The organism is Pseudomonas sp. PSPC3-2, from assembly GCF_049897085.1.
Classification (GTDB): Bacteria; Pseudomonadota; Gammaproteobacteria; order Pseudomonadales; family Pseudomonadaceae; genus Aquipseudomonas; species Aquipseudomonas paraveronii.
Map to the genome: position 1 here is coordinate 787,539 of NZ_JAFCVO010000001.1, position 12,529 is coordinate 800,067.

Sequence of the window (12,529 nt, forward strand, 5' to 3'; positions counted from 1 at the left end):
GAGGTGTCATCGATGAAAGCCTGGATGTGTGTGCCTGTGATCATGTTGGCTCTGGCCGGTTGTGCCGGGAAAAGCGCCTATCGCGACAGCTGCGGCAGCCAACTGGACGCCGCGTGGAAAGAACTGGACTTGGCCAAGGCCGAAGGCTTTGCCGGTACCGTGAGCTACTCCAAGGCCTTGTCCCTGCTGACCGGCGCCAAGACCCAGCAGCAATTCGAAGCCTTTGAAGGCTGTGCCAACAAAGCCGAAAAGGCGCGTTTCTATATTCGTGAGTCTCGCGCCGGCCGCTGATTCGTAGCCGTTGCCGAGTGCAATGAGGCTGCGTCACAGGTCTTGAGTGATGCAGGGATTATTCGTCGTCAGTGGAGTAAAGCATGTCAGCTTTGGTAGATCAGTTAGTCGCTCAGGTTATCGGCCTGGAAGTTGGGTTACTGAGCTGCCAGGCTCGGCTCGCCGCCGTCACCGACGATGAGGCCCTGCATGATTTGCGCACCACCGTGCGGCGCCTGCGCAGCCTTTTGCGGCCTTTGCGCGGGTTGCCGGGCGTCGAACAACTCGAATTGGCCGCCCGCACCGTCGGCCAATTGACCACGCCGTTGCGTGATCGTGAAGTGCTGGCCGCGTATCTGCTCCAGCATGGTCACCCTGCCGCCGCCGACCGTCGCCTGCGTCTGCAACCCGATGCCTATCGCCACGTCGCGCAGGGCCCGGAATTGGCCCACCTGCTGCAAATCCTCGATGCATTCCCGCGTTTTATCCGTGCGTCGCAACACCAGAAATTGCTCAAGGGCCTGCGCCTGCGTATCGACAAGCGCCTGGTCAAGCAATGGCGCAAACTCGATGACGCCCTGCAGGACCCAAGCCACGATCGCCATCGTCTGCGTTTGTTGATCAAGCGCGTGCGCTACGCCGCCGAAGCCTACCCCGAGCTGGACAAACTCCCGGCCAAGGCCATGTCGCGCTTGAAAGAAGCCCAAGGCGCCCTGGGCGATTGGCATGATTGCTGGCAGTGGCTGGTCCAGGCTGAACATCAAGCCGATCTGCAGCCGTGTGTCACGGTATGGCGTCGCACCATGGCCCAGGCCGAAGGCGAGGCGGATCGGGTGCTGGACAAACTCAGCGAGGATTGTTTCTGAACCGGTCCGGTTTTTGGCCGGAATAGGCGCTGTACCTGGCGGGCACGCTGGTTAAGATCGCACCTCTGGTCTTTTTGATGTGAGGTCGCCATGCGCTTTAGTGATTTGCTCGACGCCGCCCGTAGCCACCCGCAGGCGGTCATCATCCCCGCCGAATGGGCACAGGGCCGCGCGAGCTTTGGTGGCCTGGTGGCCGCATTGCAATACGAGGCGCTGCGTGCCCAAGTCCCCGCCGACCGGCCTTTGCGCTCGTTGGCAATCACCTTCGTCGGCCCGGTAGCACCGGGTGTGCCCGCCAGTTACCAAGTCGAAGTGTTGCGCGAAGGCAAGGCCGTCAGTCAATTGCTTGGCCGGGTGGTGCAGAACGGCGAAGTGGCGACCCTGGTCCAGGCCAGTTTCGGTGCCTCCCGTGAGTCGCAAGTCGTGGTGGCGAGCGAACCGCCGCCGACCTTCAAACACTGGGAGGAATGCCAGGAGCTGCCTTACATCCAGGGCGTCACCCCGGAGTTCATGCGGCACCTGGCGATGCGCTGGAGTGTCGGCGGCTTGCCGTTTACCGGCAACACCTCCCGCGACATGGGCGGTTGGGTGCGGTTGCGCGGCGATGTGAAAGAAGAGCCGCTGACCGAGTCGCACATCCTTGCCCTGGTGGATGCCTGGCCGCCGGCCGTGCTGCCGCACCTTAGAAAGCCCGCGCCGGGCAGCACGCTGACCTGGACCATCGAGTTTATCCAGCCGCTGCAAGACCTGAGCACACTTGACTGGTGCCAGTACCACGTCACCCTCGAACACGCCCGCGACGGCTACGGCCATGCCGCCGCCGCGCTATGGAGCCCGGCCGGCGAGTTGATCGCCATCAGCCGCCAGACCGTGGTGGTCTTCGCCTGACCCTCAGTGCTGGTGGCGCTTACGCCAGGCGCGCCACCAGCCGCCGCTCAACACAAAGCGCGGGAAGGTCACGAACTGCTCGACCACCAGGCGTTGGACCGCATCTTTACGATCACTGAAGGGTTCACTGGCCTGGGCTTCCAGGTTGTGGCCATGCCGCTGCAGCGCAAGGCCGGCCAGGATACCGACAACGCCCACGGCCAAACTGGCCAGGCTCAGGCTGAACACCCCGGAAACGACCAACAGAAACCCGATGATAAACAGCGGCACCGCGATCATGTGCAACGCCAGGTTGGTCGGGTGCTGGTGGTTTTGCGGGTACTGACGCCATTGCCAGGCGGGGATATTGGGATGACGTTTGCCCATGATGGTGAATCCTCTGTCCGTTGAAACAACTTGAACAGAGTTTAGGTCGGGTAGGGTGGCGCGGCGAATCAAGGCTGGCTATGGGGGTCATAGCCTCGCCTTGTATTGCTTATAGCTTCAACTGCCCGATCGCTTTGCTTAGCTCCCCGGCCAACGTGGCCAGTTCATTGCTGGTGGTTGCGGAATCGACAGTTTGTTGCACGGTGTTTTCGGTCACATCACGAATACTCACAACTGCGCGGTTCATCTCTTCGGCGACATGGCTCTGTTGCTCGGCGGCGACGGCGATCTGGGTGTTGCTTTCGCGCATCTGCGCCACGGCGCCGGTGATTTCGGCCAGTGCGGCGCCGGCTTCCTGGGCTTGTTGCACGCAGTCGTCGGCCTTGAACGAGCTTTCCTGCATGAAGTCCACCGCATCGCGGGTGCCGGCTTGCAGCGCCGAGACCATGTGGGTGATTTCGTCGGTGGAGGTTTGCACGCGCTTGGCCAGGTTGCGCACTTCGTCGGCGACCACCGCGAAACCGCGGCCCATTTCCCCGGCGCGGGCGGCCTCGATGGCGGCGTTAAGCGCGAGTAAGTTGGTCTGTTCGGCGATGCTGTGGATCACGCTGACCACACTGTTGATTTTCTGGCTGTCTTCGGCCAGTTTCTGGATCATTTCGGCGGTCTGTTGCACGCCGCTGGACAGCCCGGCGATCGAACGTTGCACCCGGTCTACCACTTCGCGGCCGCTGCCGGCGAGGGTGTCGGCGGTCTGGGACAAATCGCGAGTGGCGCCGGCGTGCTGGGCGATGTGGTAGACAGTGGCCGTCATCTCGTTGATGGCAGTGGCGGCCTGGTCGGTTTCGCTTTGCTGGCCGAGCATGCCGTGCTGCACCTCGTTCATGCTGCTGGCCAGCCGTGCGGCGCCTTCATCCAACTGCTTGGCGGTGCGGGCCACGGTGTTGACCACCCGCTGGTAGCCGGCTTGCATGGCGTTGAACGCGCTGGCCATCTGGCCGACTTCATCTTTGCAGGCCAGTGGGACACGCGCCGACAGGTCGCCGGTTTTCTCGACATGCAGCATCACGTCCTTGAGGGTGTTGAGTTGGCTGAGCAGGAAGCGGATCAGCAACTGCGACGCGCAGAGCATTGCCAGCATCAGGATCAGCACCGCTACGGCGTAGTGGGTGAAGCGTTCACTGAACACCTGGCTCAGGCTTGGCGCGTAAGCGAGCACTGCGATCTGTTGCCCGTCGGCGCGGGCGACCACTTCAGCGCCCATCAACGGGTTTTCGCCGAACAATGGCAGGTGATTGAGTTCGACCCAGCCGCTGGCACTGCTCAGGTCTGACAGATCTAGATCGGCCAACTGTGGGACTTGACCACGGGCAAACGTCAGCCAAGCCTCACCCTTGGGCAACGCCTTGTCGGTCGGCCAGGCGCTGAGCAAGCGCGCCTGAGCTTGTGCCGAGGTCTGGGACGCCTGGCTGCGCGACTGCTGTTCGAGATGCACGGCGTATAACACCAACAGCAGCGTGGTGATAAAAGCGACCGCATTGACGGCCCAGAATTTGTACTTCAGCGAGATATTGCTAAGCCAGGCACCCATGGAAGGTTTTCTCTGATCGCGGAAACAGCATTGGCAAGGTGCCATTATTGTGCCGTTACTCAGAAAAGTCACTTTGATATGGGTCAATGCGTCGCATCAAACCACGATGGGCAGCCCGAAAAAGGCGCGGGCGCAGGCGGTGCTGTGTTGGGCCAGGTCTTCCAGGCTTTCGTTGCGGTGCAGGGCAACTTCGCGCAGCACCTCCGGCAGGTAGGCCGGTTCATTGCGGCCGTTTTTCGGCTTGGGCCGCAGGGTGCGCGGCAGTAGGTAAGGCGCATCGCTTTCCAACATCAGGCGGCCCCGAGGAATTTCCCTGACCAGTGGATGCAGGTGCGTCCCACGGCGCTCGTCGCAGATCCAACCGGTGATGCCGATGTGCAAGTCAAGGTCGAGGTAGCTGAACAGCGCCTGCTGCTCGCCCGTGAAGCAATGCACCACGGCGGCGGACAAGTGATCACGGTAATCCTTGAGGATCTCCAGCAGGCGCTGGTTGGCGTCGCGTTCGTGGAGAAATACCGGCAGTTTCAGTTCGACGGCCAGGGCCAGGTGTTCTTCGAGGACTTTTTCCTGCTGCGGGCGCGGGGAAAAATCGCGGTTGAAATCCAGCCCGCATTCGCCCACTGCACGCACGCGGCTGTCGTTGAGCAAACCGCGTAAGCGTTGGGCGCTGTCGCCGTTCCAGTCGCTGGCGGAGTGGGGGTGGATGCCGGCGGTGCAGAACAGCCGTTGGCCGCTTTCATCGAGTTTTTCGCACAATTGCAGGGCCTGTTCGCTGCCGTCGACACGGGTGCCGGTGAGCACCAATTGTTGCACGCCGGCGGCATAGGCGCGCTCGAGAACGGCCTGGTGCTTCTCGTCGAAACTTGGGTTTGTCAGGTTGACGCCGATATCAATGAGTTGCATGGTGCTATCTCCGCCTGCGGACGGAAAGCATATCAGAGCTGTAGATTTATAAGAAAAACCTAGAACTACAACGAGTTATAGCTGTCTTTGAACGTCGCAAGCGACATTGTGGTGGGTCTATCGCCTGCCCTGGTGCCGCCGTTGCGTGCTTTGTCAGCGCATAAAGCGCTCTGTTTCTGACCTCCAGTCCCTCGTTTTTCGCGAAGGTGCTGGCCAGTATTCTTTCCGGAGAGCGGATGATCCGACCCTCGGCGTTACTTATGTTGTGCCTGACGTTATTGCTGCCCATGGCGGCGGTCGCGCGGCTGGACGGGCCGCTGGAAGTGACCAAGCCGAGCAAGGTCCGCGACCTGGCCGAGATTCGCTCCAGTCGTACCCTGCGCGTACTGGTCAACCAGAGCCGCAACAGTTCCGGTGAAATTCAGGGCCAGGCCATTGGTGTCGAATACCATCGCCTGCGTGCGTTCGAGCAGTACCTCAACGACCAAGCCCGCGATGGCCAGAACATCAATCTCAAGATCATCCCCAAGGCCAAGGGGCAACTGCTCGGCGCGCTGGCGCGTGGCGAAGGCGACTTGGTGGCTCCCGGAGAATTGCTGGAAGTAAAGGCCGCGCACAAGATCAGCGCGAGCGACCCGATCGCCAGTGGCGTGCCGTTATGGCTGGTGGGGGTCAAGGGTGAGCGGCGGTTTACCAAGTTGGAGCAGCTATCCGGGCGCACCCTGGCGCTGACCACCGGCAGCGCGGCGGCGGATGCGATCAATCAGGTCAACCAGAAGCTGGCCCTGCACAAGCAGCCGCCAATAAAGGTGGAATGGGTCGACCCGAGCCTGGCGGTGGAGGATGTGCTGGAGATGGTCCAGGCCGGCATCTTTCACCTGACCATTGTCGAGAAGCCCATCGCTGAACGTTGGTCGAAGATCCTGCCCAAACTGCGCTTCGACAAACAGGTGGCGATCAATGAGCCGGGCGAAGAGTACTGGTTCGTGCGGCAGGACGCCGCGATGCTGCGGGCAAGTATTGATCGCTTTCTCAAGACCTACCGCACGCCCTCCGACCAGGACGTGGCGTTTCAGCGCATTTATCGACGCCTTTACCAAGTGCGCAACCCGCTGGCCCGCATCGACCGCCAGCGCCTCGAGAAACTGCGTCCGGTCCTGCAAAAACATGCGCGCGAGCAAGGCATGGATTGGTTGAACCTCGCTGCGCTGGCCTTCAAAGAGTCCGCCCTCGACCCAGGTACGCGCAGCAGCGGTGGGCCGACCGGCCTGATGCAGATCACACCTTCGGCCGCGCAGCGGGTGGGCGTGAACAATATCGAGAATCTCGACAGCAATGTGCAGGCGAGCGCGCGTTACCTGTCGATGATCCGCCGCAAGTTTTTCGCCAGCCCCAAGCTCAACGAGCGCGAGCGCATGGCTTTCGTGCTGGCCGCCTACAACATGGGGCCGGAACGCGTGCAAGGCATGCGTACTGAAGCCAAGCGCCGTGGGCTTAATCCCAATCAGTGGTTCTTCCAGGTGGAGCGCATTGCCATGGAGCAGGTGGGGATGAGCGCCGTCAGCTATGTGAATAGCGTCAATAAGTACTACCTGGCGTTTGATCGGGAACGGGACTCCCTGGAGCCTTCGGCGTTGGAGCCGAAAATCGCCTCACGCAAGTGATCGATTTTATTGATATTAATCAGGCGATTTTTCGGCTTTTATCATTGTATAAACTGATTAATATAGCGGCCAACCAACCCCTACTTTGAAAAGGATTATCACCATGAGCCCACTGATCAAAAGCATCCTGTCCACCCGCGCCGGCTATGGCCTGACCGTTCTGCGCATTGTTGTCGGTATCATCTTCGCCGCCCACGGTTCGCAAAAACTCTTTGGCTGGTTTGGCGGCTACGGCCTGGCGGGCACCGCGCAGTGGATGGAAAGCATTGGCCTGGCGCCGGGCACCTTGATGGCCTTGTTGTCGGGCGGTACCGAGTTCTTCGCCGGCCTGGCCCTGATCATCGGTCTGCTGGCGCGCCCTGCGGCATTGGGCCTGACTTTTCTGTCGCTGGTGGCGATCTTCTCGGTGCATATCCATAACGGTCTGTTCATGGCGAACAACGGTTATGAGTTCGCCCTGGCCTTGCTCGGCGGCTCCCTGGCCGTCCTGTTCGAAGGTGCTGGCAAACTGTCTGCCGACCGCGCCATCGCCAACTGATCGCCCTGTATCCCCTGGAGAAGGCCCGCCATGCGCGGGCCTTTTCGTTGCGCGGGATTCTTGACACCGCCCCATCGGCTTCTCTAGGATGTTGGTTATGCGCCGATTTAAACAGCTAATTGCGGGGCGCCACTGGGACTCGATGCAGCCCGACAGAAGCCAGCTCTGACTGAAGACGCAGGCTTCGAAATACCGCTAAAGCGCTGGTTCGGTGTTGCCTCTCACCTGCCCGCAGACTTTTGAGGCAGAGACACGACACGATGAATGCACCACACCCCCTCATACGCCTGGCCCCGATCACTGCGGACCTGAATCAACGCAATCCAAGAATTCTCCTCGGCGGCAAGCACCAGCCGACGCTGTTGCGTTACCTGGATGGTTGGCCGCGGCGTGGCGGGCGGCCTTCGGCGTTCCTGATCCAGTTTGTCGAAGATGGCGATTCCCTGGGGCGCTTTGCCAGCAACAGCTTTGACCTTGCGGTGATCCAGGCGCCCAGCGCCAGAGATGCTGCCGAGGTGATTCATCAACTGACGCGCATTGCCCGGCAAGGCTTGATCGCGCGGCGCTGAGCCCTCAATAGAACGCCGACGGTGGCACCGGACAACGACGGCGACGCCATTGAAATAGCCCCCAGGCAATCAGGCCCAGCAGTGCCGGCAACGGCACAATCACCAGCAGTTTTATGTTGCGCTCCAGGCGCTGCACCGGCGCGTGAAGGGCGTTTTTCAGCGCATGCAGTTCCATCGGTAAACGCAGGCGCTCTTTGTTGAGCGCTTGCAACTGGGTGTTGGTATCGACAGCCTCGGTGCCCAGGGTCGTGCCCTCAGGGTTGAGGCGCTGCCATTCCTTTTCCGTTTGTACCAGGCGCCGTTCCAGCTCGGTGGCCTGATCCTGGTAGGCGCGCTCGGCAGCCTCGCGGCGCTTCTCCAGCAGGTTCAATGAGTGGCCCGCCACTGCACGCGGGCGAATATTCGCAAGGGCCTGCGGTGCTGCGAGGTTATCCAGAGTGTTTACTACAAACAGTTTGTTAGCGTTTTGCGCGGAACCGCTGGGTGGCTCGCTCAACATATCCGTATCGGCCACCACTACCACTTGGATCTGCGTCGCCTTCTGCCGCCCCGGCGGCTGCCCGCCAAATCCGTCAGCAAACGCTGAATAGGCTGGCCCTTCGAGTCGGGCAGCGATCACATGACGCTCGCCACGCGTGGGGAACGCGCTGTCTACGGCGCTTGAATCCAGCAGTAACGACTGTCTGGAACTGCGCAGCAGTGGCGTGAAGGTGGCCCGGCTTTTATCCAGGGAGAACAGGGCGCCGCTGTTCGACACGGTCACCGTGTCCAGCTTCCAGGTGCTGACATCATCGGTATTCATCGCTTGGCGTGGCAGGGTGAAGGTGGCCGGTTGATGTTCCGATGGGGCATAGGTGCGGTCGACCAGTACCTTATTGCTCGGCATGCTGACCCCCCAGCCGGCGAGTAACCCGTCTAGTCTGGTCGCCGAGGGTGTTGCCTTTGAGTCGCCTTTACCGAGGGGGTCGATAAACATCAGCAGTTTGCCGCCGTTCAGGACGAATTGGTCAATCGCGTACAGCGTTTTCTCCGGCAGCTCGCGGGGGTTTATGAGCATCAGGGTTTTGATCCGCGAGGGGACATGATCTGCAGTCGGCTCCAACTCCAGTAGGTCGAAATGTCGGTGCAATTCCAGCACCAACGGTTCGATGGACGCGTCTGCCGGTAACCCGGATAACAGTCCAATGACCGCAGGCTCGGGATGCAGCAACTGGGTGATCAGGTGGCTGATTTCATACTCCAGCAACGGTTCGTTCTCTGGGTTGAACGATTCGATGCGTTGTGCGGCTTGGCCCTCCCGCGTGCCGATAAGACCGAAGAATCCCGGTTGATCGCGTAGTCCATATAATCCTGCTTTGTAGGCATCCTCTGAAAAGGGAGCAGGATCGATAATGTGCAGATTGATCCTGCCGTTTGCTGCGTGTTCGAAAGCCCTCAGTTTTTCTTCAACGCGTTTAGCATAGTGTTTCAGGATGCTGCTTTTTTGTGCCGGTAGGCTTGAATTGAAATAGTAGAAGTCCAGTGGGCTTTCCAGTGTGGTGAGTAAGTGCACTACCTCGGGTGACAATGTGTTGGTTTTTTGTTGAGAAAAATCCTGGCGTAGATCGGGAAATTTGACTGCCCATACCAAGTTGAATGCGAGGAACAAAAGCAGTATGACGCTAAGTGTCATGCCGGTGCGCAATGGATATCGCATCGAGAGTGTTCCTTCTCAGCTGTTCTTGTAGTTGAGGATTGCGGTCGTCGCAGCAAGAAAAGCAATGATCATGCTGATGAAATACGCGCAGTCCTGAAAGGTAAGTGTCCCGTGGTCAATCAGGCCAAAACGTAGGAGTGGGCTGAGAGACGTCAAACTATCGATGATCCAGATGGGCGCTTGACGCTCAAGTGCATCCAACACCGAAGACACACCGCTGGCCAATAACAGCAAGCTCAGCGTCAATATGAAAATGGCCAGGCGTTGGCGGGTCAGTGCGCAAATAAAAACACCGACCGATAGATAGCTCCCGGCTAATAACCAACTGGACAGAAATTGTGAGGCAATGACCGCGTTGTCCGCAGTGCCGAGCAAGTTGACAACTGTCACGATGGGAAATGTCAGCAATAGTGCCAGGCCCGCCACGACCCAGGCAGCGAGGAATTTTCCAATAACCAGTTCCGCGGGCCTGACAGGCAGGGTTTTCATGAAATCGCCAAAGCCGGTCTCGTTCTCATCCGCCCAAAGTTGAGTCGACAGGGCAGGGATCAGTAACAGGTACAACCAAGGGTGCCATTGAAAAAAGCCCTGCAAGTCGCTGCTGCTTCGCTCCAGCAATGGGCTTGTGTGCAATCCCAGTAAGGCGGACAGCACCAGGAATAGCGCAATGCTCAGGTAGGTGGCAGGTGCCGATAGATAGCTGGCAAGCTGGCGTTTGAAAACAGGTGGCAGCAGGTTCAATGGGATGCCTCCTGGCTCAGGTGGTGAACGACATCGTTCAGGCGACCTGGCTCCAGATTCAGTGAGTGTATTTCCCAGCGCCGGTTGGCAATCAATGCGCAGATGGCGGGGTAGATGGAGTGTCCCGGCATGGCGAGAACGGTCACCGTGCCTGGACCGTGCCGGTCTTCTTCGATACCTGCCACGCCGGGCAGCACGGCGAGTGCCAACAAATCCAGGGCCGACTTCGCCGCCAGGGTGACCGCCCGGAAGTGCCGGGAGCTGCGCTGTAGCTCGGGCATTGGGGTGTCCGCCAGCAGGCGACCGCCGCCAATGACCAGGGCACGGGTGCAGACGCCGGCCAGTGCTTCGCAATCGCGTGAGGCGACGATAATCGTCATCTCGTCGGCCAATGACTGGATAAGCGTGCTGATCTTCCCTTGCTGATGGGGCGCCAAGCCTTCGCCGGGTTCGTCCAGCAGTAGCACGTCGGGGTCGTGCAGCAGGGCTTGGGCAAATGCGACTTTGCGTTTCAGGCCTGGCGGAAGCGTGTTGATCGGGTAACCGAGGACTGGCCAGAGTTCGAGTCGGCTGGCGGCGCGATCCACCCGCCTGCGCTTCTCCGCGCCCTGGAATCCACGAACGGTGGCGATGAAGCTGAGCAAGTTCTTGACTGACAGGGTCGGGTGGTTGACGCCGGATTCGGGTTGATAGCCTATTGCCTTGCGTGCCTGATACCCATGGGTTTGTGTATCCAGCCCCAAAATCCGCACCTGCCCCGAGGAGGGCTGGGTGGCGCCGGCGATCATCTTCAAAAGTGTAGTTTTACCTGCCCCCTCCAATCCAAATAACCCAAGGCACTCTTGGCGTTTGGCAGAAAATGAGACATCGTTGATTACACTCTTTTTGTTCAAGTATTTTGTGAGGTTGCTTATCTCGATCATTATGCTTTTCTATTCGGTGGGTAAGGCAAGAAGAATGAAGAGGCAAGCGCCTTTATTGAGTGATACAGGGCTCGGGTTTAAAAATGGTACGTTCAATGCATCGTGCTTGGAAGCACTGAAGTATATTAATAAGAGAAGTCCTACGTTCAGTCGATTAGCGCGCTGAAACAATCGTTGAGTGATAAATGCATGTTGATGGTCGGATGTTTATCTGATGTTTATATACGCTTTGCTTGTTGTTATGAGGCCCGATTACTATGATGCTTCTACGTACCCTAGTTCTTGAACGCTCGGGTGAGGATACGCCGGTCAACGGCGCTCTGCTCTGTGGTTTTGCTATACCCCAGATCGCGTCGAACTTTCTTGTGTACAGTCTGGATGAAGAAATAGAGCCGGGTAGTTCCCGGGTATATGTCGCAGCATTACGTAGGAAAGTTGAACGGTACTTCTTGGGCGGGGTGGATGCTCAGGAAGATCTGCAAGTTGCGATGCGGGTATTTAAACAAATACTGACCCTGGCGGCGTCCGGTACCAAATCGGGGAGTGTAGGTGACGGCCAGGTTCCTTATCATTTTGTCGATTTGAAAGGCTGCAAGTTGCCGCCCGCCAGGCCCGAAGATCATCATTCAATGAACATCAAGAAAGCCTTGGTGATGAAGGTGATTACCTTGGGGACGTCTTCCCCAGCGTCAGAGGCTATTGAAAGTCCTACGCTGATTGTCCCGTCCATTCGTTTTTCTTCTCGAATGGTCTCGGCTCCCAAAGTGACGAAGGAGCCTGAAAAGGTCTCGCCCGTGATGATCCAGGGGCCGGCTCAACCTCCGCAGCAGGCGCCAGAGGTCTTGGCGCCAAATGAATCGCTGGCCGTTGTGGTTGCACCCAGTGCGCCGCCGGCATTGAGCGAACAGGCGGAGCAAAATTCGCTGTTCGAGGTGGATAGCACCTTGACCAACCTCGCGCGCGTCGCCCAGGAACTGACCCAGCAAAAACTCGCGATGCAAAAGCGCGAAGAGGTGCTTGAGCAGCGCCAGGTTCAGCTGCAGCAAGGGCTGGCGGAGCTTGAGCAAAAACGCCAGGAGCTGACCCGTCGGATGGCGCAGGAGGAGGGCGCCCTGCAGTTGCAGGCTCAGGCGCTGGAGGGGCGTGAGGCACAGTTGGCAAATGCCTTGGGTGCGCAGCAGCAAGGGCAGCGCCAAATGGATGAACGCGCCCGCGTCCTGGAGGAGCGGGTCACTCAAGTCGAGGTGCAAGAATTACGGGCGCGCCAGAAGGGTGAGACGTTGGCGGCGTTGCTCGTGCAGTTACCTGGGTTGCGCCAGAATGTGCAGGCCGTCCTCTTTGAACTCGACCAGGCGTTGGACGGCCTGGCGAGAAATGAGCCGTTTCAACCCAGCAGCGATCTTGGTGCAATCCACTTGTGATGCGAGGCGTCGGCGGGTCTGGCTACTTTCGCCCGTTCATTTATCATCACTCTCTGTTCGTCGACGCCGGGCCTTCAAGCTGCGGCGTATTGG

At 59.3% G+C, this 12,529-nt stretch carries 13 protein-coding genes; 7 read left to right on the forward strand and 6 right to left on the reverse strand.

Annotated elements, in window-relative coordinates; genetic code table 11:
* The first annotated feature begins 12 nt into the window (after positions 1 to 12).
* The 3 genes from ACP7CJ_RS03650 to ACP7CJ_RS03660 all read left to right on the forward strand — a co-directional run bounded on the left by ACP7CJ_RS03650 (position 13) and on the right by ACP7CJ_RS03660 (position 2,024).
* Positions 13 to 291, forward strand: coding sequence for a hypothetical protein (locus ACP7CJ_RS03650; protein ID WP_177033358.1), 279 nt, complete (start codon positions 13 to 15; stop codon positions 289 to 291).
* 83 nt (positions 292 to 374) lie between these two features.
* The gene (locus ACP7CJ_RS03655) at positions 375 to 1,136 is read left to right on the forward strand and encodes a CHAD domain-containing protein (RefSeq protein ID WP_247401550.1); all 762 of its coding nucleotides are present in this window, start codon (positions 375 to 377) and stop codon (positions 1,134 to 1,136) included.
* Between the two features lie 90 nt (positions 1,137 to 1,226).
* Positions 1,227 to 2,024, forward strand: coding sequence for an acyl-CoA thioesterase (locus ACP7CJ_RS03660; protein WP_426099432.1), 798 nt, complete (start codon positions 1,227 to 1,229; stop codon positions 2,022 to 2,024).
* 3 nt (positions 2,025 to 2,027) lie between these two features.
* On the opposite strand, the gene ACP7CJ_RS03665 is transcribed toward ACP7CJ_RS03660, so the two are convergent.
* The 3 genes from ACP7CJ_RS03665 to ACP7CJ_RS03675 form a co-directional block, all read right to left on the reverse strand.
* Positions 2,028 to 2,390 carry an Mpo1-like protein gene (locus ACP7CJ_RS03665; RefSeq protein WP_426099430.1) on the reverse strand — a complete coding sequence of 121 codons (363 nt, stop codon included), beginning with the start codon at positions 2,388 to 2,390 and terminating at the stop codon, positions 2,028 to 2,030.
* Positions 2,391 to 2,499: 109 nt separating this feature from the next.
* Entirely contained in the window at positions 2,500 to 3,981 is a 1,482-nt protein-coding gene (locus ACP7CJ_RS03670; RefSeq protein WP_276197159.1) for a methyl-accepting chemotaxis protein, read from the reverse strand.
* A 96-nt stretch (positions 3,982 to 4,077) separates the two neighbouring features.
* On the reverse strand, positions 4,078 to 4,884 hold the full coding sequence (locus ACP7CJ_RS03675) for a TatD family hydrolase (protein ID WP_276197160.1): 807 nt from the start codon (positions 4,882 to 4,884) through the stop codon (positions 4,078 to 4,080).
* Positions 4,885 to 5,120: 236 nt separating this feature from the next.
* On the opposite strand from ACP7CJ_RS03675, the gene ACP7CJ_RS03680 reads away from it, so the two are divergent.
* From ACP7CJ_RS03680 to ACP7CJ_RS03690, 3 genes are all read left to right on the forward strand, one after another.
* A complete protein-coding gene (locus ACP7CJ_RS03680) occupies positions 5,121 to 6,548 on the forward strand; it encodes a transglycosylase SLT domain-containing protein (RefSeq protein WP_276197161.1) in 1,428 nt (475 codons plus the stop codon).
* A gap of 103 nt (positions 6,549 to 6,651) precedes the next feature.
* Complete coding sequence (locus ACP7CJ_RS03685) at positions 6,652 to 7,086, forward strand: DoxX family protein (RefSeq protein WP_276197162.1); 435 nt, start codon at positions 6,652 to 6,654, stop codon at positions 7,084 to 7,086.
* Between the two features lie 260 nt (positions 7,087 to 7,346).
* The gene (locus ACP7CJ_RS03690; protein ID WP_276197163.1) at positions 7,347 to 7,655 is read left to right on the forward strand and encodes a class I SAM-dependent methyltransferase; all 309 of its coding nucleotides are present in this window, start codon (positions 7,347 to 7,349) and stop codon (positions 7,653 to 7,655) included.
* A gap of 4 nt (positions 7,656 to 7,659) precedes the next feature.
* On the opposite strand, the gene ACP7CJ_RS03695 is transcribed toward ACP7CJ_RS03690, so the two are convergent.
* The 3 genes from ACP7CJ_RS03695 to ACP7CJ_RS03705 are packed head-to-tail and all read right to left on the reverse strand — an operon-like array spanning position 7,660 to position 11,015.
* Entirely contained in the window at positions 7,660 to 9,351 is a 1,692-nt protein-coding gene (locus ACP7CJ_RS03695; protein WP_276197164.1) for a Gldg family protein, read from the reverse strand.
* 15 nt (positions 9,352 to 9,366) lie between these two features.
* On the reverse strand, positions 9,367 to 10,092 hold the full coding sequence (locus ACP7CJ_RS03700) for an ABC-2 transporter permease (RefSeq protein ID WP_276197165.1): 726 nt from the start codon (positions 10,090 to 10,092) through the stop codon (positions 9,367 to 9,369).
* Positions 10,089 to 11,015 (reverse strand): ABC transporter ATP-binding protein, encoded by a 927-nt coding sequence (locus ACP7CJ_RS03705; protein ID WP_276197166.1) that lies wholly within the window; start codon positions 11,013 to 11,015, stop codon positions 10,089 to 10,091. Before ACP7CJ_RS03705 ends, ACP7CJ_RS03700 begins: the two co-directional genes overlap by 4 nt.
* A 257-nt stretch (positions 11,016 to 11,272) precedes the next feature.
* On the opposite strand from ACP7CJ_RS03705, the gene ACP7CJ_RS03710 reads away from it, so the two are divergent.
* Complete coding sequence (locus tag ACP7CJ_RS03710; protein WP_276197167.1) at positions 11,273 to 12,436, forward strand: hypothetical protein; 1,164 nt, start codon at positions 11,273 to 11,275, stop codon at positions 12,434 to 12,436.
* The last annotated feature ends 93 nt before the right edge of the window (positions 12,437 to 12,529 follow it).